At 62.6% G+C, this 21784-nt stretch carries 22 protein-coding genes; 11 read left to right on the top strand and 11 right to left on the bottom strand.

Annotation, left to right across the window (positions count from 1 at the left end):
• The first annotated feature begins 7 nt into the window (after nucleotides 1-7).
• Nucleotides 8-844, top strand: coding sequence for a hypothetical protein (locus GJ699_RS17055; protein ID WP_154378356.1), 837 nt, complete (start codon nucleotides 8-10; stop codon nucleotides 842-844).
• Here the strand turns inward: GJ699_RS17055 and GJ699_RS17060 are convergent.
• The 5 genes from GJ699_RS17060 to GJ699_RS17080 form a co-directional block, all read right to left on the bottom strand.
• Entirely contained in the window at nucleotides 793-1779 is a 987-nt protein-coding gene (locus GJ699_RS17060) for a DMT family transporter (RefSeq protein ID WP_154378358.1), read from the bottom strand. The two genes, GJ699_RS17055 and GJ699_RS17060, sit on opposite strands and share 52 nt — an antisense overlap.
• A 59-nt stretch (nucleotides 1780-1838) precedes the next feature.
• Nucleotides 1839-2576 (bottom strand): AraC family transcriptional regulator, encoded by a 738-nt coding sequence (locus GJ699_RS17065; protein ID WP_154378360.1) that lies wholly within the window; start codon nucleotides 2574-2576, stop codon nucleotides 1839-1841.
• 92 nt (nucleotides 2577-2668) lie between these two features.
• On the bottom strand, nucleotides 2669-2956 hold the full coding sequence (locus GJ699_RS17070; protein WP_154378362.1) for a hypothetical protein: 288 nt from the start codon (nucleotides 2954-2956) through the stop codon (nucleotides 2669-2671).
• Entirely contained in the window at nucleotides 2953-3432 is a 480-nt protein-coding gene (gene rfaE2, locus GJ699_RS17075; protein ID WP_154378364.1) for a D-glycero-beta-D-manno-heptose 1-phosphate adenylyltransferase, read from the bottom strand. The genes GJ699_RS17070 and rfaE2 overlap by 4 nt, the downstream gene beginning before the upstream one ends.
• A 2-nt stretch (nucleotides 3433-3434) precedes the next feature.
• Nucleotides 3435-4616, bottom strand: coding sequence for a PilT/PilU family type 4a pilus ATPase (locus GJ699_RS17080; protein WP_154378366.1), 1182 nt, complete (start codon nucleotides 4614-4616; stop codon nucleotides 3435-3437).
• 109 nt (nucleotides 4617-4725) lie between these two features.
• On the opposite strand from GJ699_RS17080, the gene GJ699_RS17085 reads away from it, so the two are divergent.
• The 3 genes from GJ699_RS17085 to GJ699_RS17095 all read left to right on the top strand — a co-directional run bounded on the left by GJ699_RS17085 (nucleotide 4726) and on the right by GJ699_RS17095 (nucleotide 7011).
• Nucleotides 4726-5661, top strand: a complete 936-nt coding sequence (locus GJ699_RS17085; protein ID WP_154378368.1) for a hydrogen peroxide-inducible genes activator — start codon at nucleotides 4726-4728, stop codon at nucleotides 5659-5661.
• Between the two features lie 55 nt (nucleotides 5662-5716).
• Nucleotides 5717-6571, top strand: coding sequence for a 4-hydroxybenzoate octaprenyltransferase (ubiA, locus tag GJ699_RS17090; protein WP_154378369.1), 855 nt, complete (start codon nucleotides 5717-5719; stop codon nucleotides 6569-6571).
• 86 nt (nucleotides 6572-6657) lie between these two features.
• Nucleotides 6658-7011: an ElaB/YgaM/YqjD family protein gene (locus GJ699_RS17095; RefSeq protein WP_154378370.1), complete on the top strand. Its 354-nt coding sequence runs from the start codon at nucleotides 6658-6660 to the stop codon at nucleotides 7009-7011.
• A 12-nt stretch (nucleotides 7012-7023) separates the two neighbouring features.
• Here GJ699_RS17095 and prfH read toward each other — a convergent pair whose 3' ends face one another.
• Nucleotides 7024-7650, bottom strand: a complete 627-nt coding sequence (gene prfH / locus GJ699_RS17100) for a peptide chain release factor H (protein ID WP_154378371.1) — start codon at nucleotides 7648-7650, stop codon at nucleotides 7024-7026.
• Complete coding sequence (locus tag GJ699_RS17105) at nucleotides 7650-8843, bottom strand: RNA ligase RtcB family protein (protein ID WP_154378372.1); 1194 nt, start codon at nucleotides 8841-8843, stop codon at nucleotides 7650-7652. Before GJ699_RS17105 ends, prfH begins: the two co-directional genes overlap by 1 nt.
• Nucleotides 8844-9159: 316 nt before the next feature.
• On the opposite strand from GJ699_RS17105, the gene GJ699_RS17110 reads away from it, so the two are divergent.
• From GJ699_RS17110 to GJ699_RS17120, 3 genes are all read left to right on the top strand, one after another.
• Nucleotides 9160-10422, top strand: coding sequence for a parallel beta-helix domain-containing protein (locus GJ699_RS17110; RefSeq protein WP_154378373.1), 1263 nt, complete (start codon nucleotides 9160-9162; stop codon nucleotides 10420-10422).
• On the top strand, nucleotides 10419-11540 hold the full coding sequence (locus tag GJ699_RS17115; protein WP_154378374.1) for an SO2930 family diheme c-type cytochrome: 1122 nt from the start codon (nucleotides 10419-10421) through the stop codon (nucleotides 11538-11540). The genes GJ699_RS17110 and GJ699_RS17115 overlap by 4 nt, the downstream gene beginning before the upstream one ends.
• Before the next feature lie 122 nt (nucleotides 11541-11662).
• Entirely contained in the window at nucleotides 11663-12508 is an 846-nt protein-coding gene (locus GJ699_RS17120; protein WP_154378375.1) for a hypothetical protein, read from the top strand.
• Nucleotide 12509: 1 nt separating this feature from the next.
• Here GJ699_RS17120 and proC read toward each other — a convergent pair whose 3' ends face one another.
• On the bottom strand, nucleotides 12510-13331 hold the full coding sequence (proC, locus tag GJ699_RS17125; RefSeq protein WP_154378376.1) for a pyrroline-5-carboxylate reductase: 822 nt from the start codon (nucleotides 13329-13331) through the stop codon (nucleotides 12510-12512).
• A gap of 2 nt (nucleotides 13332-13333) precedes the next feature.
• On the bottom strand, nucleotides 13334-14038 hold the full coding sequence (locus GJ699_RS17130) for a YggS family pyridoxal phosphate-dependent enzyme (protein ID WP_154378377.1): 705 nt from the start codon (nucleotides 14036-14038) through the stop codon (nucleotides 13334-13336).
• A gap of 60 nt (nucleotides 14039-14098) precedes the next feature.
• Between GJ699_RS17130 and GJ699_RS17135 the strand changes: the two genes are divergently transcribed.
• From GJ699_RS17135 to GJ699_RS17150, 4 genes are all read left to right on the top strand, one after another.
• Complete coding sequence (locus tag GJ699_RS17135) at nucleotides 14099-15142, top strand: type IV pilus twitching motility protein PilT (RefSeq protein WP_154378378.1); 1044 nt, start codon at nucleotides 14099-14101, stop codon at nucleotides 15140-15142.
• Between the two features lie 129 nt (nucleotides 15143-15271).
• Nucleotides 15272-16408: a PilT/PilU family type 4a pilus ATPase gene (locus GJ699_RS17140; RefSeq protein ID WP_154378379.1), complete on the top strand. Its 1137-nt coding sequence runs from the start codon at nucleotides 15272-15274 to the stop codon at nucleotides 16406-16408.
• Complete coding sequence (locus GJ699_RS17145) at nucleotides 16408-16893, top strand: glutathione peroxidase (RefSeq protein WP_154378380.1); 486 nt, start codon at nucleotides 16408-16410, stop codon at nucleotides 16891-16893. Before GJ699_RS17140 ends, GJ699_RS17145 begins: the two co-directional genes overlap by 1 nt.
• A gap of 62 nt (nucleotides 16894-16955) precedes the next feature.
• Nucleotides 16956-19460 carry a putative bifunctional diguanylate cyclase/phosphodiesterase gene (locus GJ699_RS17150; RefSeq protein ID WP_154378382.1) on the top strand — a complete coding sequence of 835 codons (2505 nt, stop codon included), beginning with the start codon at nucleotides 16956-16958 and terminating at the stop codon, nucleotides 19458-19460.
• Here the strand turns inward: GJ699_RS17150 and glcF are convergent.
• Both glcF and glcE read right to left on the bottom strand, forming a co-directional pair.
• Nucleotides 19452-20693, bottom strand: a complete 1242-nt coding sequence (glcF, locus tag GJ699_RS17155; protein ID WP_154378383.1) for a glycolate oxidase subunit GlcF — start codon at nucleotides 20691-20693, stop codon at nucleotides 19452-19454. The two genes, GJ699_RS17150 and glcF, sit on opposite strands and share 9 nt — an antisense overlap.
• Nucleotides 20683-21783, bottom strand: a complete 1101-nt coding sequence (glcE, locus tag GJ699_RS17160) for a glycolate oxidase subunit GlcE (protein ID WP_154378384.1) — start codon at nucleotides 21781-21783, stop codon at nucleotides 20683-20685. The genes glcF and glcE overlap by 11 nt, the downstream gene beginning before the upstream one ends.
• Between the last annotated feature and the right edge of the window lies 1 nt (nucleotide 21784).

Genomic DNA, 21784 nt, shown 5'->3' on the forward strand with positions numbered 1-21784 from the left:
TCCGTTCATGCGCCGTCTGCTGTCCCTGCTCTGCCTGCTCACCATCAGTCTGCCGCCGGACGCATACGGCCAGCAGCCCACTTATGTGCTGATCGCCGCACTGGGCGACACGTTTAACGTCGTCATCGAAGAGCAAGGCATCGGCTCGAACATGTCGCCCTATAAGCGCACCGCGCTGCCGGTGGCCGACAATCTGCTCAACAAGCTGGTACTGCGCGATCTCGATGCCATGGTGGAGACGGCCTATCCCGGCAGCCAGCGCATCACCATCGCGATGCGGCCGCCGAACCTGCGCACCACGCCACATGAGCAGCGCGGCCAGGCCAGTCTGGACGCCGTGCTCGACTATCTGAAACAGCAGCCGCAGCGGACCGCGTGGGAGCGCGTCATCGTCGTCACGCCCGCTTACCGCGCGCTTGACAAGGATGATATGGCGGCCAATCTGGAAGGCATGGGCTTGTTGCTCAAGCCGCTATGCCAGTCGGCCGACAGCGCCTGCTCCACCAACGCGCGCTCCACCGCCGGCCCGGAGGTGGCGACGCTGAACCACGATACGGTGTACGCCAACAGCTACGCCGCGCCCTACTCCTACATCACGGTGTGGCAGATCGATCCGGCCACGCTGCAGGTGATTTCGCAGCGCACCACCTACAGCAAGCAGAAGATAGCTGACGAGCGCGGCGAACTGCGCGGCGTCCTGCAGGATGAGAACAAGGGTGCGCTGGCGCAGCAGTTGGTCAAGCTGGTCAGCGTGTCGGTGCACGATGCTCTCAAGCGCACCGAATTCACCGGTCACGTCGAGGTGCGCGACGTGCACGAAGTCCCGGCACCGCCGTCGGATTGATGTGGCGCCGGCCGCGCGTGCAGCCATACCGAGCCGGCCACCCCGGCGATCAGCAACACAATCGCCGTCAGCTCCAGAGGACGCGGCATCTGCTGCTGATAAACAAAACCGTACAGCAGGCCGAACAAGGTCTCAAACAACAGCAGTTGCCCGGACAGCGTAACCGGCACGCGCCGGCTGGCGAGATTCCACAGCTGGTTGCCGATCACCGACGCGCCCAGCGCCACCAGGCTGACCACGCTCCAGAAGCGCAACCAATCGCGCATCACGCCGCCCTCGCCCGGCCCGCCGACACCGCCGACCGCCAGCGCGATCACACCCATCGCCAGCGCCACCAAGCCGGTACTCAAGCCATACAGGCCGGACCACTCGGCGCCGCTGTAATGCGGATTCCGCTTGAGAAAGCGCGCGTTATCGACCGCGTACCAAGTCCAGCACAGCAGCGCACCAAACGCGCCCAGCATGCCCAGCGCCACGCGCGGCCAAGCCATCTGCTGTGATGCCGCATGGTTGAACACATCGACGTTGATGCAGACTATGCCCGCCACCACCAGCGCCAGCGGCCAGACCAGCTGACGCAGCGGCAGCGCGCCATGATCGCGCCGTCCCAGCAAGGTCACGCTCAACGGCAGCAGACCGATAATCAGCGACGCTGGCGCCACACCCGCCAGTTGCACGCCGCCCGACAGCAGCAGGTAGTACACGATGTTGCCGGCCAGCGCGTGGCGCAGCAGCACCGCGCAATCGGCCCGCGTCAACCGGCGTAGCAGGCCGCGCAGACGCGGCAACAGCAACACCAGCGTGATCAGCCCATAGGCCAGATAGCGTCCCAGCGCCAGCTCCATCGGCGAAAACGCCGCCAGCCAGCGCGGCATCACAAAGATCGTGCCCCAGAAGGCTCCGGCCGCAAGGCCGCATAACACGCCATACCACATGCTGATTCTCCTTTTGAACAGCATTGTGGCGGCGCACGGCCGATGAGGATTGTGTGGGACTAGCGGATTTTTGTCTGATTCTGCTTGCGGTAGGCCAGCGGTGTGATGTCCATCGCGCGCCGCATAGCATGCGTCAGCGCGCTCTGATCGGCGTAGCCGGCCAAGGTGGCCAGTTGCGCGATCGGCAGCGAGGATTCCACCAGTTGGCGACAGACGTAGCGCAGGCGCATCGCGTTCAGCCAGGCTTGCGGCGTGGTGTCCAGCTCTTCACGGAATACGCGATGCAGGCTGCTGACGCTCATGCAGGCCAGCTTGGCCATGCTGTCGGTATTCCACGGCTGGCCGGGCTGTGCTTCAAAGCGCGTCAACGCGGCTTGCAGGCGCGAGACGGGACGGATGGTTTGCGCCGTCAACGATTCCAGCAGCAACGGTGTCCAGTTGGCCAGCACACCGGCGCTGGCCGAGCCTTGCGCCTGCAGCATGCCCATGAAGTCGACCAGCTTGCTGGTGGCTTCGCTAATCGGTGTGAACGGCCGCTCGGACAATCGGCCCGCAGTTTCGGGCGAAACGGCGGCCAGGTCGAAATCCAGGATCAGCGAGGCATTCGCTTCGTGCGAAAACTGCGTGTGCACCAGGCCCGGCGCGATATAGGCCGCGCGCAACGGATGCAGCAGGCCGCTGTTGCCGTTGATGTCCAGCGTCAGCCGGCCCTTGAGCGGCAGGACCATCTGGGCGTAGTCATGCGCATCCGAGAACGGCGTGTCGTAACTGCGCAGATCGATTTCGTGAGTGGCCATGCCAGCGAGTGTACCGCTAAAGCCCAGCTCGTGTAGAAATGATGGACCTGACCCCGTCTTTTCGCCGCACCTCGCGGAGCGGCCCCTCTTATTTAACGGCGGGCGCCCCACAGGGCGAGCAGGGCCAGCAGGCCGGCGCCGAGCAGGCCGACCAGCAGCGTGGTGGCGGCCATGATGGCGGCGGGGTTGCGCAGGCCGGAGAATTCGGCGGCAAACGCGAGCGCGACGGCGGCGATCAGCTGCGCCGGCAATACGAAGCGCAGGTTGCGGAAGGCCCAAGGATTGTTGCGCAGCCAGAATTTGCGCGCGACCATCAGCGGCGGCCCCCACAACGCCAGCAGGAAGGCCAGCACCGCCACCAGGATCAGGATGATCCTCATTTGAACGAGCGTACCTTGGCCAGCAGCTTGGTGGTCGAACGGTCGTGCTCAAAATCGATGGCGACCGCTTCGCCGCCGTAGGCGATCACGGCTTTGCCTTCGGGGATGGCGTCCATCTGGTAATCGCCGCCCTTGGCGTAGATTTCGGGACGCGCTTGCTGCACCACTTCCAGCGCGGTGTCTTCGTCAAAGTCCACCACCAGGCTGACCGACTCCAGCGACGCCAGCACCGCCATGCGGTCGGCGCAGTTGTTGAGCGGACGGTCGTCGCCCTTGCCCAGTCGCTTGACGGAAGCGTCGGTATTGGCCGCCACCACCAGCGATGCGCCCAGCGCGCGTGCCTGCGCCAGATAGGTGACGTGGCCGCGGTGCAGGATGTCGAATACGCCGTTGGTCAACACCACCGGCTTGGGCAGTGCGGCAACGCGTGCGGCCAGTTCGGCGCGGGTACAAATCTTGTCTTCAAATTGAGGCATGGTCAGGTCTTGGATTCTTCGTCTTCAGGTTTGTCTTCTTCGATGCTCAGCGCGCCAAACGCGCCGCCACCTTCGCTTGGTTCCGCGCGGCCGCCATGCAGCTTGATCTGCAGCCGCAGGCCATTGGCCGAATCGGCGTTGCGCAGCGCTTCTTCGTAGGCGATATAGCCCTTATTATAAAGTTCGAACAGCGCCTGGTCGAAAGTACACATGCCCAGCTCGCGCGACTTGGCCATGATTTCCTTGATCGACTGGAAATTGCCCTTGAAGATCATCTCGGCGATGGTCGGCGTGTTGAGCAGGATTTCAATCGCGGCCTTGCGGCCCTTGCCGTCCTCGGTGCGTATCAAGCGCTGCGACACGATCGCGCGCAGATTCGACGACAGGTCCATCAGCAACTGCGCGCGCCGCTCCTCGGGGAAGAAGTTGATGATGCGGTCCATGGTCTGGTTGGCGTTGTTGGCGTGCAGCGTGCCCAGACACAGGTGCCCGGTCTCGGCAAACGCGATCGCGTGCTCCATGGTTTCGGTGTCGCGGATCTCGCCGATCAGGATCACGTCCGGCGCCTGGCGCAGCGTGTTCTTCAACGCGTTGTGCCATGACAGCGTGTCGACGCCGACTTCGCGGTGCGTGATCAGACAGCCTTTGTTTTTATGCACATATTCGACCGGATCTTCGACCGTGATGATGTGGCCGGCCGAGTTGGCGTTGCGGTGATCGATCATCGCCGCCAGCGTGGTCGACTTGCCGGAGCCGGTGCCGCCCACCACCAGCACCAGGCCGCGCTTGGTCATGATGATGTCCTTGAGGACTTCAGGCAGTTGAAGTTTTTCCAGCGACGGGATCTCGGAGGCAATCGTGCGTATCACCATTGCCACATTCTGCTGCTGCACGTAGACGTTGACGCGGAAGCGGCACACGTCCGGTAGCGAGATGGCAAAGTTGCATTCCAGTTCAGTCTCGAACTCGCGCTGCTGCTTCTCATTCATGATCGACAGCGCCAGCGCGCGCGTCACGCTACCAGTCAGCTTCTGCTGGCTCAGTGGCTTCATCGCGCCTTGCGATTTCATACTCGGTGGGAAGTCGGCCGAAATGAATAAATCCGAACCGCCGGTGTGGTGCATCACCTTCAGCAGCTTGTGCAAATACGCCTGGGCTTCTTCGGGACCAAATGTGGAGGACATACATCGCCTTTCAAGTTTACGCTGCATTATATCGACAGCATTCCGCTACAATAGCTCAACTTGGCGTTCCTTTATTGCATCCCAGCATCGCCTGTGTTCAAATACATTCATGACACTGACCGAACTGAAATATATTGTTGCCGTGGCAAGGGCTAAACACTTCGGACACGCAGCCGAAGCCTGTTATGTCGCCCAGCCTACGCTGTCGGTCGCCATCAAGAAACTGGAAGATGAATTGGGCGTGGTCCTGTTTGAACGGGGCGGCGCCGAAATCTCGGTCACGCCGCTGGGCGCGCAAATCGTCGCCCAGGCCGAGCGCGTGCTCGAACAAACCGCCGCCATCAAGGAACTGGCCAAGCAGAACAAGGATCCGCTGGCTGGCCCGCTGCGTCTGGGTGTGATCTACACCATCGGCCCTTATCTGCTGCCACCGCTGGTCAAGGGCATGATCGACAAAGTGCCGCAGATGCCTTTAATCCTGCAAGAAAACTTCACCGTCAAGCTGCTGGAGATGCTGCGCCAGGGCGAGCTGGACGCCGCCATCATGGCGCTGCCACTGCCCGAGCACGGCATGGCGATGCAAGTGTTGTACGACGAACCGTTTGTGGTGGCGATGCCATCGCAACATCCCTGGACCAAGCGCCGCACCATCCCCGCCGACGACCTCAAGACCGAGAACATGCTGTTGCTCGGTAACGGCCACTGCTTCCGCGATCAGGTGCTGGAAGTGTGTCCGGAAATGGCGCGCTTCTCGGCGCCGGGCAATGGCATGCAGCGTACTTTTGAAGGTTCGTCGCTGGAGACCATCCGCCACATGGTGGCCAGCGGCATCGGCCTGACCGTGCTGCCGCGCGCCTCGGTGCCGGACATGGAGACGCGCGACGGCATGCTGCAATTCCGCGCCTTCGACGAGCCAGCGCCATCGCGCCGCGTGGTGATCGTGTGGCGTAAAAGCTTCACCCGCAAGGCCGCCATCGACGCCGTCTGCGAGGTGGTCGCATCGTGCAACCTGCCCGGCATCACCACCCTCTGCGCTGATCAATGACAGGCGAGCGCAGGATTTGCGATAATCATCGCTTTCCTGTTATTCAACTTGGCATATGAACAAGCTGCCGTTGTACTTCCGCCTGATCCGCCTGGACAAACCTATCGGTACCGTTTTGCTGCTGTGGCCTACGCTGTATGCGATGTGGCTGGCGGCCGACGGCGTGCCGGACTGGCATTTGCTGCTGATCTTCACGCTCGGCACCTTCCTGATGCGCTCCGCAGGCTGCGCCATCAATGACTATGCGGACCAGGATTTCGACAAGCACGTCAAGCGCACCGCGCAGCGGCCCATCACCAGCGGCCGCGTCAGCGGCAAGGAAGCGCTGGCGATCGCGGCGCTGCTGGCGATTATCGCCTTCTGCCTGATCCTGCCGCTGAACGCGCTGACCAAGCAGATGTCGGTGGCGGCGGTGATCATTGCCGGCACCTATCCATATTTCAAACGCTTCTTCGCGATACCGCAGGCGTATCTGGGGATCGCGTTCGGCTTCGGCATTCCGATGGCGTTTGCCGCGATCCAGAATCAAGTACCACCGCTGGCCTGGCTGCTGCTGGTCGGGAATATCTTCTGGACCCTGGCCTACGATACCGAATACGCCATGGTCGATCGCGATGACGACCTGAAGATCGGCATCAAGACCTCGGCCATCACCTTCGGCCGTTACGATGTGGCGATCGTCATGTTCTGCTACGCCATGCACCTGGTGATCCTGCTGCTGTGCGGCTGGCAGCAGGGATTGCGGCTGTGGTTCGTGGCCGGACTGGCGGTGGCGGCCGGCATCGCCTGCTACCACTACACGCTGATTCGCGACCGCGATCGCGACGGCTGCTTCTACGCCTTCCGTCACAACAACTGGCTGGGCGGCGTGATCTTTGCCGGCGTGGTACTCGACTACGCGCTGCGCTGAGCACAATTGAGCGCGCACAAAAAAGAGTCTTCGCCCATACTTACACTGTTTAGCCCATCCCACCGGACAATACAGACGAGGTCACCATGGAACAAACTCCCTTGAACGGCCAGGCGGCCATCGCCGACAGCCAGGCCGCCAGCGCCACCGCCCGCGACAAGCTGATGAATGAGCTGACGCACACCATCAGCGAAGCCGAGAAATGGCTGACGGATAGTGTCGAACAAGCCGGCGGCATCAGCGCCGAAACCCGCGCCCGTTTTGACGATGCGCTCAGCACCGCCAGGAGCGACCTGCGCAAGCTGGAAGACAGCTTCCTGGCCCACAGCCGCAACGCCGCCGACACGGTCGATAGCTACGTGCGCAACAACCCGTGGCAAGCGGCCGGCATCGGCGCCGCCATCGGCGTCGTCCTAGGCCTGCTGATCGCCCGGAAATAACGCTCCAGCATCTCACGACTCAAGCCGCTCGGCAAAGTGACTGCCCATGAAAATCCGCTGGGCGTTGCCGCGCTCCGCCAGCCTGTGCTGGCGATGCCGGAGCTGTCGCTGGCGTTCACGCTCTCCCTCGACCAGTTCGGCCAGTTTGATAGACAGTAATTGCGCAGCAAGCCGCTTATTGGCATGCTGGCTGCGCTGAGACTGCACCTTGACCGAGATGCCCGTCGCCATATGCGTCGCGCGGATCGCGCTGTCAGTCTTGTTGACGTGTTGCCCACCGGGGCCGGAAGCACGTATCGCCTCATAGCGAATTTCCCCCTCGGTCGGCAGTGCATCGGCGCAGCGGAACACAGAGCCCTGCAGGAACCAATTCTTGCGCTTGTGCTGTATCCGATAAGGACTCTGGCACACCCACAAAATACTCCCGCTCCATCGCTGCGCCAGCACGGATGCCGCCTGGCCCTCCAGTTGCAACAGTACCGAACGCAAGGTACCGTTGACCGGTCCTGGCTCCTGCTCCAGCAATTCGATATGCACAGCGCTGGCCTCCGCCTCCTCAAACAGACGGCGCAACGCATGCTGAACGCCGAGGCAGCATTCCGCCGGGCCAGAATTGGCCGATAATTGGAGTACTATCATCAGCAGCACTCCCCTCGTGTTTTATACGTCAGCACCGGCTTACTGCGATACAGCACCCGCACCAGCCCTGCACCCACCAGGCAGGCCAGCACACTGTCAACACGCTTGTATGCCTGCGCCGCCTCCTCATAGATCAGCGCACGGTCATTGCAGATGACTCGCCCTCCCAACGAAGTACGGCTTAACTGCGACGGCGTAGCGCGCGCAATCAAGCGGTCCTTGCATTCGCTCCGCTGCCATTTGCGCCCCGCGCCATGAGCCAGCGACTGCAAACTCACAGCACAATGGTCAGTCAGAGGTTCCAACATGTAGCTGTAATCGTCGCGCGACCCCGGCAACATGACCAGCCCGCAGTCGGAAGGGGTCGCGCCCTTGCGATGCAGCCAGCCCAGTTGATCGTCGATTCGAGCCGGCGTGACCGTGTTGTGATTGACGTCCAGAACCAGCCTCGCCCGGCAGCGCAAGCGATGCAGTATGCGCGCACCGATCAGCGCCCGGTTCAATTCGGCAAACTGTACAGCGGCGGCATGTTGTTGCAGATATGCCTGTGCCGCGATGCCTTCGGGCGCCAGCCCGGAATGGCCAAACGCCGCGACATGGCTGGACAACACAGCCTGCCCCAACCCGCGCGAGCCGCTGTGCACCAGCAACTGCAAACACTTGTGCTCCACGCCGGCGCCACTAACACTATCTGCACATTCGAGCTGATCTATCATCTGTAACTCGGCAAAGTGGTTGCCCCTGCCGATCGTTCCCAGCGAGCGCAGGTGCTCCTGCCCTAAACCCGCTACCGCTAGTGCTTCCGACAGCGCCTCCCTGCGTTCAAGCAGCGATTGATCGGAACCCACCAGCACGGCCCACTCATCGTCATTGACCGGTTGGTCAAGATTGCCAATCTGCTTGTCCAGCTTATCGAGTTTCCCCCTGCCGGCGGGCAAATCCGTCTGCCATAACGCCATGCCGCAACCGATATCGTTGCCGACCAACGCGGGGTAAAAGCGCCCTACACTAAAAAATGCCGCACCGACCGGATAGCCGCGACCGGGATGCAAATCCGGCAGGCCTGCCACCTTCAGCATCCCCGGCAAGCCAGCCGTCGTTGTCAGTTGTTGTACTGCAGCGTCCTCAAGCCACAGGCGAGCGGATGCAATGACCGTCACACGGTCAGAAATCTGTTGAATAAAATTGCCCATAACGGAGCCTTATCCTGAAATGAAATTGAGGATGGGCGTGGCAACGCACCGGCAAAAGATCGCCGCTACGGGTGCGAGAACTTGCGGATGAATTAAATCAGGAAGTCAGCAGACGCCAAGCCCAAGGGGAAGCGGTGATGGTGACGTTTTGCATTGCTATCTCCTTTCTGAATGGGTTGGCCGTGATTGGAGGGACTATGCTAAACCAGATCCAAAAATGCTACAAGTCTTTTAATCTTGCAATCCCAATAAAACTTACTGATATACTAAATCTCGACTAGCGCCTGAATAACAAAAAGTTGAAGGGGGATAGCAGATGAACGGGGCATTACGCGTATTCGCTGTATGTGGTTTCATCGTCGTCCTGCTGGCCGCCTGTAGCAAGACCGACGGCCCGCCGGTGTCGGCGGAAAAGGCCAGCGCCGATGCGGCGTTCCAGAAGAAGCTGCAGGAGCAACTGCTCGACGCCAAGCCCGGCACCGTCATCGAAATCCCCGCCGGCACCTATCACCTCACCTCCGGCCTGTCGCTGCGCGCCGATGGCGTCACCATCCGTGGTGCCGGCATGGAGCAGACCATCCTCTCGTTCAAAGGCCAGGTCACCGGGCCGGAAGGCATGCTGGTCTACGGTAACGGCTTCACCATCGAAAACCTCACCATCGAAGACTCCAAGGGCGATGGCCTGAAGATCAACGACGGCGACACCATCACCATCCGCAAGGTCAAGGTGCAATGGACCGGCGGCCCTAAAGTCACCAACGGCGCCTACGGCATCTACCCGGTCAAAACCAAAAACGTGCTGATCGAGGACAGCGTGGCGATCGGTGCCTCCGACGCCGGCATCTACGTCGGCCAATCCAATGGCGTGATCGTGCGCCGCTCGCGCGCCGAGGGCAATGTGGCCGGCATCGAGATTGAAAACACCGTCAACGCCGATGTCTACGACAACGTCGCCACCAACAACACCGGCGGCATCCTGGTGTTCAACATGCCCAACCTGTCGCAGCCCGGCCATAGCACGCGCGTCTACAAGAACAAGGTCGACAAGAACAACCTTGGCAACTTCGCCGCGCGCGGCACCGCCGTGGCCAGCGTGCCGGCCGGCTCCGGCATCGTCATCAACTCCAACTCCAAGGTGGAGATCTTCGACAACGACGTCACCGACAACCAGACCGCCAACGTCATCATCTCCAGCTACCACTCGACCGGCTACTACACCGAGAAAGGCGTCGCTGCCAATTACGATCCGTATCCAAAAGCGATCTACGTCTACGGCAACCGCTTCAAGGGCGGCGGCGATTCACCCGATGGCCTCGATCTGAAAGCGCTGAAGATCGCCATGTACGGCCTGGGCGGCCACTTCCCCGACGTGATATGGGATGGCTATGTCGACACCAAACTGCTGGTCAAGGGCGCGCTGCCGCCCGAGCAGCGCATCTGCGTGCAGAAGGATGCCGAGGTGCTGAACGCCGACGGTCCCGGCAAATACAAGAACCCCAGCAAGGACGCCGCGCCGTTCCGCTGCGAACTGGCCAAGCTGCCGCCAGTGACCATCACGCAGCTGGCCGCGCAGTCATGAGGTCGTGGTGGTTTGCGGCTGGCGCGCTCGCACTGGCCGCCTGCACGCAAAGCCAGGCGCCGGTCAGCTTCATCGTCGACGGCAATCCCGCCAAGCTCAGCGACTGGCATCTGATGGCCGCCAGCGGCGGCCAGCTGAATCTGAATCAGGGCGTGGTGCCGTATGACCTCAACACCGCGCTGTTCACCGACTACGCGCACAAGCTGCGCACCATCTGGATGCCGAAAGGCCAGAGCGCTACCTACAACGCCGACGCCGCCTTCGATTTCCCGGTCGGCACCATCATCAGCAAAACTTTCTACTACCCGAAAGCAGGCGATGGCAAAGCGGTGCTGGCCAACTACAGCAACGAAGGCCAGCAACTCGATCTGTCGCGGATGCGGCTGATCGAAACCCGGCTGCTGGTGCGCCGCGCCAGTGGCTGGATCGCCCTGCCCTACGTGTGGAACGCCGAGCAGACCGACGCCGTGCTGGCCCGCACCGGCGAACAGATTCCGCTCGACGTACGTCACGAAGATAACAGCAGCAACAAGATCACCTACGTGGTGCCGAACGTGAACCAGTGCGCCTCCTGCCACGTGGCCGATTTGAAAACACACCAGTTCCAGCCTATCGGCCTCAAGGCGCGTCACCTGAACCGCAGCTATACCTACGACGGTGCCAGCGCCAATCAGCTGGATTACCTGGCGCGCATCGGCTACCTGAGCGGACTACCAGCCGATGGCAGCGCCGCCGCGCCGCGCAACGCCAACTGGCACGACACCGCGCAACCATTGGAAGCGCGTGCCCGCGCCTACCTCGACATCAACTGCGCCCACTGTCATAACGACAAGGGCGCGGCCAACACCACCGCGCTGCATCTGAACATGGGCGCGCCAGCCGACCTGCATCTGGGCCTGTGCAAACCGCCGGTGGCGGCCGGCGCCGGCACCGGTGGCCGCAGTCACGACATCGCGCCCGGCCAACCGGACGACTCGATCATGCTGTACCGCCTGAACTCGGCCGAACCGGGCATCATGATGCCGGAACTGGGCCGCAGCTCGGTGCACCGCGAAGGCGTGGCTTTGATACGCGAGTGGATCGCGGCGATGAAGCAGGGCTGCGGAAACAGCTCGTAACATTCCCGATACATACGCGACGCGAAAGTCCCAACGAATATCGTTTTTATTCAAGGTCAGCGCAGCGCGCTTTGCCTACCATCCTTGTTTTCAGGTACACGTAACAACAAGGACGGAGACAAATGACTGACCAACGCACGATGGCCCTGCGCGCCATGCCTGCAATCGCCCTGGCTTTTTGCATCAACGCACACGCACAACAATCCTGGAACGAGACCACCGTCGGCGCGCGCTACGCCAGCGACTTCTACTTTCCCGGCAGCGACGCCAAAGTGGCGCAGAAGATCGCCACTCTGAACACCACCGGCGGCTTCCAGTACGGCGGCTATATGTTCAATGTGGACTATCTGATCTCGGACAGCAACAACCCCGAGGCCAACGGCAACGCCGGTGCACGCGAGATCTACTCGGTGAGCCGGATCAACTGGAGCGCAGCCAAAATCCTCGGCACCCAGTTCGACAACGGCATCGTGCGCGACGTCGGCCTGATGACCGGCTATGACCTGAATACCAAGAATGACGCCTATGCCGCCGCCGGCCGCACCTGGATGATCGGCCCCAGCGTGCAGCTGGCGGTGCCGCGCGGTTACTGGAGCGTGACGGCGGGCTTGAGCAAGGAAACCAACCACAACGGCATCGTCCACGCCGACGTGCACTACGATACCGCGTGGCGCGCCGAAACCAGCTGGATGACGCCATTCGCCATTGGCCCGGCGTCAGTGGTGTTCAAAGGCTTCGTCACCGTGACCGGGCCGAAGGGACTGGACGGCTTCCACGTCCAGACCAAGACCGAAACGCTGGCGCGCACGTCACTGATGTTCGACGTCGGCGCCCTGATGGGCAAGCCGCATTCCTTCTATCTCGGCCCCGGCTATGAGTACTGGAAGAATATGTTCGGCACGCCGGCGACCGAAGCGCCGGGCACCAAGCGTTCGGCGGCGACGCTCAACGCCGAATTCCACTTCTGATTTAAGCAGCACCCAACTCGTCGCCCAGTTCCTTGCCACGGGCCTGGGCGGCCTTGATGGCGGCCACCACGGCGGCCTTGACGCCGCTGGCTTCCATGCTGGTGATGGCGGCATAGGTGGTGCCGCCTTTCGAGGTGACGCGCTCGCGCAGCACCTGCACCGGCTCGGTCGAGCGCGCCGCCAGCTGCGCCGCGCCGCCAAACGTAGCCTGGGCCAACTGCAGCCCCTGCTCCGCGCTCAAGCCCATTTCCGCCGCCGCCTGCTGCATCGCTTCCATGAAATAGAACACATAGGCCGGGCCGCTGCCCGACACCGCGGTGACGGCGTCGATCTTGCTTTCATCGTCCAGCCACACAGTCTGGCCGACCGCGCTGAGGATATCGTCGGCCTGCTTGCGCTGCGCCTCGCTGACCCCGCCGGTGGCCGCCATGCCGGTGATGCCCATGCCAATCAGCGCCGGCGTATTCGGCATGCAGCGCACGATGGCATCGTATCCACCGAGCCAGCGCGCCAGATCAACGCTGCGGATGCCGGCCGCGATCGACACGATCAGCGGCTGCTTCGCCTGGTCCAGCAACGGCAGCAGCTGCGCCGCCACTTCACGCATATTCTGCGGCTTCACCGCCAGCACGATGACGTCGGCGGCGCCCGCCGCCGCATCGGTCGCGCTCGCGGTGCTGACGCCGTACTGCTGGTGCAAACGCGCCAGCGCCTCGGCATTAGGGTCGACCACGTGGATATTGGCGCCCGCCGTCAGTTTGTTCGCCAGTCCCGCGATCAGGGCGGTGGCCATATTGCCGCCGCCGATAAATGCTATTTTCATGTTCAAGCCTTGTTGTAGTTTCGTGCGCCAAAAATAGCGCTGCCCACGCGCACAATGGTGGCGCCCTCGAAGATCGCCGCCCGCATGTCAGCCGACATGCCCATCGACAGCGTATCGAGCGCCAGCCCGTCGGCAAGCAATTGCTCATATAAAATCCGCAGCCGGGCAAACGCCGCCCGCTGCTGCGCGAATTCCACGGCCGGCTCGGGGATCGCCATCAGGCCGCGCAAGGTCAGATTCGGTAACGCCGCGACCTTATGAGCCAGCGCCGCCACTTCTTCCGGGGCGATGCCGCTCTTGCTGGCTTCACCACTGATATTGACTTGCAAACAAATCTGCAGCGGCGGCAGACCGGCCGGCCGCTGCTCCGACAGCCGCTGCGCGATCTTTTCGCGCTCGACTGTATGCACCCAGGCGAAGTTCTCGGCGATCGGGCGCGTCTTGTTGCTTTGAATCGGGCCGATGAAATGCCAGTCCAGCGCCGGCGCCCCGGCTTCCTGCACGGCGCGGATCTTGTCCAGGCCCTCCTGCAGATAATTCTCGCCAAAGGCGCGCTGGCCGGCCTGTACCGCCTCCAGCACCGCCTCCGGACCGAAGGTCTTGGACACCGCCAACAGCTGCACAGCCGCCGCTTCGCGCCCCGCTTCTTGAGCTGTGGAAATAATTGTCGCGGTGATGGCTTGCAAGTTCTGGCGAATCGGGGACATAATCATCGAGTAAAAAGCGTTAAAACGGACCAAACCAACGTCTGGGCACAGGGATTATAAATGGACATTTCCGAACTACTCGCATTCTCCGTCAAGAACAAAGCCTCGGACCTGCACCTGTCGGCCGGGCTGCCGCCGATGATACGGGTGCACGGCGACGTGCGGCGCATCAACCTGCCGCCGCTGGAGCACAAGGATGTGCACGGCATGATCTATGACATCATGAACGATGGCCAGCGCAAGGTCTACGAGGAAATGCTGGAAATCGACTTCTCGTTCGCCATCCCCGGGCTGGCGCGGTTCCGCGTCAACGCCTACAACCAGGAGCGCGGCGCCTCGGCGGTGCTGCGAACGATTCCATCCAAGATCCTCAGCCTGGAAGAACTGAACGCGCCCAAGATCTTCGCCGAATTCGCCCTCAAGCCGCGCGGGCTGGTGCTGGTGACCGGACCGACCGGCTCCGGCAAATCGACCACCCTGGCGGCAATGGTCAACCACCTCAACGAAAATGAATACGGCCACATCCTGACGATTGAAGACCCGATCGAATTCGTCCACGAATCCAAGAAATGCCTGATCAACCAGCGCGAGGTGGGACCGCACACACTGTCGTTCAACAACGCGCTGCGCTCGGCGCTGCGCGAAGACCCGGACTGCATCCTAGTCGGCGAGCTGCGCGACCTGGAAACGATCCGCCTGGCCTTGTCGGCGGCTGAAACGGGCCACCTGGTATTCGGCACGCTGCACACCTCATCGGCGGCCAAGACCATCGACCGCATCGTCGACGTGTTCCCGGCCGACGAAAAGGAAATGGTGCGCGCCATGCTGTCCGAATCGCTGCAAGCCGTAATCTCGCAAACGCTGCTAAAGACCAAAGACGGCAGCGGCCGCGTCGCCGCGCACGAAATCATGGTGGCCACGCCAGCGATCCGCAATCTGATCCGCGAGGCCAAAGTCGCGCAAATGTACTCCGCGATCCAGACCGGCAGCGGCGTCGGCATGCAGACACTGGACCAGAACCTGACCGACCTACTCCGTCGCAACATCATCAGCAGCGCCGCCGCCCGCAGCGCCGCCAAAACCCCGGACAACTTCCCCGGCTAAAACCGGGGCAAAACCTGGGGTCAATCCTCCCAATCACACACGGCCTCTGCCGTAGTGACCTTATACGGCAGAGGCCGTGTGTGATTGGGAGGATTGACCCCGGATTTGCCCCCGTATTAAGGATCTAGTATGGAACGCGATCAGGCTTCTAAATTCATGTTCGACTTGCTGCGCCTGATGCTGGCTAAAAAGGGCTCGGACTTGTTTATTACCGCCGGCTTTCCACCGGCGATCAAGATCGATGGCAAGATGACGCCGGTGTCGTCGCAGGTGCTGACCGCCGCTCATACGCTGGATCTGGCGCGCTCGATCATGAACGATAAGCAGGCGGCGTCGTTCGAGCTGACCAAGGAGGCCAATTTCGCCATCAGCCCCGGCGATCTGGGCCGCTTCCGCGTTTCGGCGTTTGTGCAGATGAGCTCGGTCGGGATGGTGCTGCGGACTATCACCTCGGAGATTCCCAAGCTGGAAGACCTCGGCCTGCCGGAGGTGCTGAAAGAGGTGGTGATGGCCAAGCGCGGCCTGGTCATCATGGTCGGCGCCACCGGCTCGGGCAAGTCGACCACGCTGGCGGCCATGGTCGGCTATCGCAATGAGAACAGCTATGGCCATATCATCACCATCGAAGACCCGGTCGAATACGTCCACCCGCACAAGAACTGCATCATCACCCAGCGCGAGGTCGGCGTCGATACCGATGACTGGGCGGTGGCGCTGAAAAACACGCTGCGCCAGGCGCCGGATGTGATTCAGATCGGTGAGATCCGCGACCGCGAAACCATGGACCACGCGATCGCTTTCGCGGAAACCGGTCACCTGTGCCTGGCCACGCTGCACGCCAACAGCGCCAATCAGGCGCTGGACCGCATCATCAACTTCTTCCCGGAAGAGCGCCGCCAGCAGCTGCTGATGGATCTGTCGCTGAACCTGAAGGGCATGGTCTCGCAACGCCTGATTCCGAAGAAGGAGGACAAAGGCCGCGTGGTGGCCATCGAAATCATGCTGAATTCTCCGCTGATTTCGGATCTGATCTTCAAGGGCCAGGTCCACGAGATCAAGGAACTGATGAAGAAATCGCGCGAACTGGGCATGCAGACGTTTGACCAGTCGCTGTTCGATCTGCACGAGGCAGACCTGATCACCTACGAAGACGCGTTGCGCAACGCCGATTCGGTCAACGACCTACGACTCGCCATCAAGCTGGAAGGCAAGGCCGCGAAGAACCGCGACCTGTCGGCCGGCACCGAACATTTGGGAATCATTTAATGAGCACTATTTTCGATATCAGCGCCGATAGCCTGTCCGGCCAGCCGGTCAACCTGGGGCAATACAAGGGCAAGGTGCTCTTGATCGTCAACACCGCCAGCAAGTGCGGTTTCACGCCGCAGTACAAGGGACTGGAAGCGGTGTACCAGCAGTTCAAGGATCGCGGCGTGGAGGTGCTGGGCTTCCCCTGCAATCAGTTCGGCGCGCAGGAACCGGGCGACGCCGGTGAAATCGGCGCCTTCTGCGAAAAGAACTACGGCGTCACCTTCCCACTGTTCGCCAAGATCGATGTCAATGGCGACAATGCCCACCCGCTGTTCAAGAAGCTGAAGAAGGACGCGCCGGGCATCCTCGGCACCGAGGGCATCAAGTGGAACTTCACCAAATTCCTGATCCGTAAAGACGGCACGGTCTACAACCGCTACGCGCCGACCACCAAGCCGGAAGAGCTGATGGCCGATATCGAAAAGCTGCTGGCCGAATGACGCGCCGCGCCGATTAGCCGCCTATGTCCTTGATGGGGAAAATACTGTCGCCTTGGCTGCGCATGGGGATGTACTCCCGGCTGTTCCTGCCGATCTTCCTGATCATCGCAGTGGTGGTCGGCGTGCGCTTTCACCTGATGCTGGGCTCCGAGACCGCCCATGCGAGCGCCCGCTACCAGAAGAACGCCGATGAATTGGCCGACCATCTGCAACGCACGCTGCAACCCATCCTCGCCGCTCACGACCGCAACGCCATGGATGCCGTGCTGTCGTCGGTGCTGGTGCTCAACGGCGACGTCGGCGCGGTGCGGCTGGACTATGCCGGCGGCCATCTGGAAGCCTTGCGCGGCGCGCGGATGGAGGCACGGTATCCGGACTGGTTCCCGCGCTTCTGCGCGATCAACGCCGTCAACCGCACCGTCAACATCGGCGACGCGGTGCTGGTGCTGTCGCTGGAACCAACGCGGCCGCTCAACGGCGTGTGGCGCAATGTGCTGCAGCAGGCGGTGGTCTCGGCGGTCAACATCGCCATCATCTACACACTACTGACCATCATTATCTTCGCCAACAAGCGCATGTTGCGCCGCCTGGCCGACGCCACCAACCGCTTCCAGGGCGGCGACCATGATGTGCGGCTGCCGGTCAGCGGCACCCTGGAAGCGCGCATGCTGGCGTCGACCTTCAACAATATGGCGCAGCGGGTACAGGCGCTGGTGCACAAGCTGCAGCAAAGTCAGAACGACTTGAGTGCGCAGCTGACCCGCACCCTGCTGGCGCAACAGCAGCTGCAGGTGGAGAAGGATCGCATCGAGGTCACGTTGGCTTCGATCGGCGATGCTGTCATCACCACCGATCTGACCGGGCGCATCGACACCATCAATGAAGTGGCACAGCAGCTCACCGGCTGGGCCGAGTCGCGCGCGCGCGGCATGCAGCTGCACCAGGTGTTTGTACTGGCGAATAACTTCGGCCAGCATTCGCTGTTGAAGGCGATGAAAGCGATTTACGCCGGCGGCGAGGTGGTCAAGGTTGGTAACCAGAGCCTGCGCAATCGCATGGGCGGCATCTGCACCGTGGAGTACACCGCCAACGCCATCCGCACGCCGGGCGGCGAGGTGCAGGGCTCGGTGCTGGTGTTCCGCGACGTGACCGAACGGCGCCAGTTGATGCAGCAGATTTCATGGCAGAGCAATCACGACATCCTGACCGGCCTGCCCAACCGCGCGGCGCTGGCGCTGCGCTTCGAGCAGGAAGTGACGCGCGCGCGTCAGCACAACTATCTGCTGGCGGTGTGTCTGTTCGATCTGGATCACTTCCAGCGGGTGAACGAAAGCCTGGGCCAGGCGGTGGGCGACGAGATTCTGAAGCAGGCCGCAAGCCGCCTGCACGACTTTGCCGGCCAGCGTCATTACGTGGCGCGCCTGGGCGGCGACGAATTCGTGCTGCTGCTGCCGGAGCTGAACGACCGCACCGCCATCGAGTACGCGATCGGCAAGCTGATGGCGGCGCTGGCGCGCGACTATCAGTGCGATGGCAAGGCGGTCGGCATGTCGGCCAGTGTCGGCATCGCGGTCTACACTGGCAATGACATCAGCGCCGACAGCCTGCTGCGTCACGCCGACCAGGCGCTGTATCAGGCCAAGATCACCGGCCGCAATCGGCATCACTTCTTCGATTCGGATCTGGACGAGCAGGTGCGCACCCACCATAACCGCCGCACCGAGGTGCGGGCGGCGGTGCGCGCCAATGAGCTGGTGCTGTACTACCAACCCAAGCTGGATATGCGCAAGGGCCGCATCATTGGCATGGAGGCGCTGGTGCGCTGGGAACATCCGCTGCGCGGCACGGTGTCGCCGGCCGAGTTCCTGCCCATCGTGGAGCACAGCGATGTGATCGTCGATATCGGTGAATGGGTGCTGCGCGAGGCGCTGCGGCAGTTGCAGCTGTGGCGCGCGTTCGATCCGGATTGGGTTATCAGCGTGAATATCGCGGCGCGGCATTTCCAGCGGCCGGATTTTGTCGAGCGGCTGACGGCGATTCTGGGCGAGTTCCCGGAGGTGCCGCCGCATATGCTGGAGCTGGAGATACTGGAGTCGTCGGCGTTGAGCGATATCGCCCATGTGCGCGCCATCATGCTGGACTGTCAGGCGCTGGGCATCAGCTTTGCGCTGGATGATTTCGGCACTGGCTATTCGTCGATGTCGTATCTGAAACGGCTGCCGGCCGACATACTGAAGATTGATCAGAGCTTTGTGCGCAATATGCTGGTGGATCGCGATGATCTGCACCTGGTGAGCGCGGTGATTGGTCTGGCGCGTTCGTTCGGCCTGGGTGTGATTGCCGAGGGCGTGGAGACTATCGAGCATGGCGCCATGCTGATGCGTCTGGGCTGCGATCTGGTGCAGGGTTACGGTATTGCGCGGCCGATGCCGGCCGATGAGGTGCTGTCGTGGGTGGCGCGCTTCGATACCGCGCCGGTGTGGCAGGCGGCGGCTTCTCTGCCGCCTATCGTCACGCTGCACAACGAGCCACCGGCTGGCGGCACCTCGCAGATGGCTTTAATTTAAGGCGCGGTCTATCAGTTCTATCCAGTGCAGCACCGGGGTGTCGGTGCCGGATTGCAGATGGGCGGTGCAGCCGACGTTGGCCGAGACGATGGTGTCCGCGCCAGTGTCGGACAGATTGGCCAGCTTGCGGTCGCGCAGTTGCAGCGAGATTTCCGGTTGCAGCAGCGAGTAGCTGCCAGCCGAGCCGCAGCACAGGTGACTGTCGGCGCACAGCACGACGTCGATGCCAACGGCGCGCAGCACGCCTTCGACCTTGCCGCGGATCTGCTGGCCGTGTTGTAGCGTGCAGGGAGGATGGTAGGCGACGCGGCCTGCTCCGGCCACCCGCGCGCGGCGTGCCAGCTCTTCCTCGAACTCCGGCATGATCTCGCTCAGGTCGCGCGTTAGCGCGGAGATATGCGCGGCCTTGGCGGCGTAGGCGGGATCGTGCGCCAGCAGATGGCCATAATCCTTGACCGTCGCACCGCAGCCGGATGCCGTCATGACGATGGCCTCAACCGCCGCATCGCCGCCCTGCCCGCCCTGCACATACGGCCACCACGCATCGATATTGCGGCGCATGTCGTCCAGCGCGGCCTCATGGTCGTTGAGGTGATGGCGCAGCGCGCCGCAGCATCCGGCCTTGGGCGCGACGATCAGCTGCACGCCCAGCTTATCCAGCACGCGCGCGGTGGCGGCATTGATGTTGGGCGCCATGGCCGGTTGCGCGCAGCCATCCAGCACCAGCATCTTGCGCGCATGCTCGCGCGATGGCCATACCCCGGCACGCTGACGCTGTGGGATCTTGTCCTGCAACGCAGGCGACAGCAAGGGCCGGAAGATCTGCCCCGCGCGCAATGCCGTGCCAAACAACGCCTTGCGTGGCAAGCCCTCCTTCAATACCTTTCGCTTCAAGCGTTCACCCAGCGGACGTTCCACCCGCTGCTCCACCACCTTGCGGCCGATATCCACCAGCCGCCCATACTTCACGCCGGACGGACAGGTGGTCTCGCAATTGCGGCAAGTCAGGCAGCGGTCCAGATGCAGCTGGGTTTTGTCCGTCACCGGCGCGCCCTCCAGCACCTGCTTGATCAGATAGATGCGGCCACGCGGCCCATCCAGCTCATCGCCCAGCAGTTGATAGGTGGGACAGGTCGCCGTACAAAACCCGCAGTGCACGCACGCGCGCAGGATGGCCTCCGCCTCCTCGCCCTCGCGCGTATGCTTGATGAAATCCGCCAGATTAGTCTGCATACATGCGCCCTGGGTTGAAGATCCCGGCCGGATCGAACGATTGCTTCAAACGCCGGTGTATGCCCGCCACCGCCGGCGCCAGCGGATGGAACACGCCCACGCCCTTGTCGCCACCACGGAACAAGGTCGCATGCCCGCCTGCCGCCGCCACACTACGCCGGATCGCATCCGCGCGCACGGCCGCGCCGCCGTCGCGATCGCCGTCACCGCTGTCGCCACCGGCGGCCAGCTTGAGCCAGCGCTGCGCCCCGCCCCACTCGATCAGCTGTTCGCCGCGCAGCACCAGCGCGCTGGCATGCGAAGGCAGCGACATGCGCCACAACACGCCATCGCTGAAGTAGGCATGCGTCTGATCGCGCAACGAGGTCCAAAACGCCGCGCTCTCCGCATCTTCCAGCACCTGCCCACCCAACCGCCGCTGCGCCGCCACCACCGCCGCATCCGCGCCGGAAAGCCGCAGCGTCAACACGCCCTGATGCCAGCAACTGGCCGATACCGGTAACGGCTGCCCGGCCCATTCGTTGAGCCGCTTGAGCGCATCGATCTCGCTCATCTCAAAGCGCAGACTGGCCTCGCGCAACGGCACCGGTAACACCTTCAGCGACACATCCAATATCAGCCCCAGCGTGCCGAGCGATCCCGCCAGCAGGCGCGAAACGTCATAGCCGGCCACATTCTTCATCACCTGCCCGCCAAAGCGCAACGCTTCGCCGCGACCATCCATCAGCAGCGCGCCCAATACGAAGTCGCGCACCGCGCCGGCATTGGCGCGGCGTGGGCCGGATAGCGCACTGGCCACCACACCGCCTGTCGTCGACGCCTCACCAAAGCGCGGTGGCTCAAACGCCAGCATCTGCTGATGCTGCGCCAGCAGCGCTTCGATCTCCACCAGCGGCGTGCCGCAGCGCGCCGTGATCACCAACTCGGTCGGCTCATAGGAAACGATGCCGCTGCAGGCACGCGTGTCCAGTACTTCTCCCTGCAAAGCCTGGCCGTACCAATCCTTGGTGCCGCCGCCGCAAATGCGGAGCGCAGTGCCAGCGGCGCTGGCGGCGCGAATGCGGTCGGAAAAATCTGCGTAGGAAGTCATC

The sequence above is a fragment of the Duganella guangzhouensis genome (assembly GCF_009674535.1).
Taxonomy (GTDB): domain Bacteria; phylum Pseudomonadota; class Gammaproteobacteria; order Burkholderiales; family Burkholderiaceae_D; genus Rugamonas; species Rugamonas guangzhouensis.

Bases quoted from the DNA above. Each gene is read 5' to 3' on its own strand.
- GJ699_RS17055 (WP_154378356.1), top strand. From the start codon at position 8: ATGCGCCGTCTGCTGTCCCTGCTCTGCCTGCTCACCATCAGTCTGCCG.
- GJ699_RS17060 (WP_154378358.1), bottom strand. From the start codon at position 1,779: ATGTGGTATGGCGTGTTATGCGGCCTTGCGGCCGGAGCCTTCTGGGGC.
- GJ699_RS17065 (WP_154378360.1), bottom strand. From the start codon at position 2,576: ATGGCCACTCACGAAATCGATCTGCGCAGTTACGACACGCCGTTCTCG.
- GJ699_RS17070 (WP_154378362.1), bottom strand. From the start codon at position 2,956: ATGAGGATCATCCTGATCCTGGTGGCGGTGCTGGCCTTCCTGCTGGCG.
- rfaE2 (WP_154378364.1), bottom strand. From the start codon at position 3,432: ATGCCTCAATTTGAAGACAAGATTTGTACCCGCGCCGAACTGGCCGCA.
- GJ699_RS17080 (WP_154378366.1), bottom strand. From the start codon at position 4,616: ATGTCCTCCACATTTGGTCCCGAAGAAGCCCAGGCGTATTTGCACAAG.
- GJ699_RS17085 (WP_154378368.1), top strand. From the start codon at position 4,726: ATGACACTGACCGAACTGAAATATATTGTTGCCGTGGCAAGGGCTAAA.
- ubiA (WP_154378369.1), top strand. From the start codon at position 5,717: ATGAACAAGCTGCCGTTGTACTTCCGCCTGATCCGCCTGGACAAACCT.
- GJ699_RS17095 (WP_154378370.1), top strand. From the start codon at position 6,658: ATGGAACAAACTCCCTTGAACGGCCAGGCGGCCATCGCCGACAGCCAG.
- prfH (WP_154378371.1), bottom strand. From the start codon at position 7,650: ATGATAGTACTCCAATTATCGGCCAATTCTGGCCCGGCGGAATGCTGC.
- GJ699_RS17105 (WP_154378372.1), bottom strand. From the start codon at position 8,843: ATGGGCAATTTTATTCAACAGATTTCTGACCGTGTGACGGTCATTGCA.
- GJ699_RS17110 (WP_154378373.1), top strand. From the start codon at position 9,160: ATGAACGGGGCATTACGCGTATTCGCTGTATGTGGTTTCATCGTCGTC.
- GJ699_RS17115 (WP_154378374.1), top strand. From the start codon at position 10,419: ATGAGGTCGTGGTGGTTTGCGGCTGGCGCGCTCGCACTGGCCGCCTGC.
- GJ699_RS17120 (WP_154378375.1), top strand. From the start codon at position 11,663: ATGACTGACCAACGCACGATGGCCCTGCGCGCCATGCCTGCAATCGCC.
- proC (WP_154378376.1), bottom strand. From the start codon at position 13,331: ATGAAAATAGCATTTATCGGCGGCGGCAATATGGCCACCGCCCTGATC.
- GJ699_RS17130 (WP_154378377.1), bottom strand. From the start codon at position 14,038: ATGTCCCCGATTCGCCAGAACTTGCAAGCCATCACCGCGACAATTATT.
- GJ699_RS17135 (WP_154378378.1), top strand. From the start codon at position 14,099: ATGGACATTTCCGAACTACTCGCATTCTCCGTCAAGAACAAAGCCTCG.
- GJ699_RS17140 (WP_154378379.1), top strand. From the start codon at position 15,272: ATGGAACGCGATCAGGCTTCTAAATTCATGTTCGACTTGCTGCGCCTG.
- GJ699_RS17145 (WP_154378380.1), top strand. From the start codon at position 16,408: ATGAGCACTATTTTCGATATCAGCGCCGATAGCCTGTCCGGCCAGCCG.
- GJ699_RS17150 (WP_154378382.1), top strand. From the start codon at position 16,956: ATGGGGATGTACTCCCGGCTGTTCCTGCCGATCTTCCTGATCATCGCA.
- glcF (WP_154378383.1), bottom strand. From the start codon at position 20,693: ATGCAGACTAATCTGGCGGATTTCATCAAGCATACGCGCGAGGGCGAG.
- glcE (WP_154378384.1), bottom strand. From the start codon at position 21,783: ATGACTTCCTACGCAGATTTTTCCGACCGCATTCGCGCCGCCAGCGCC.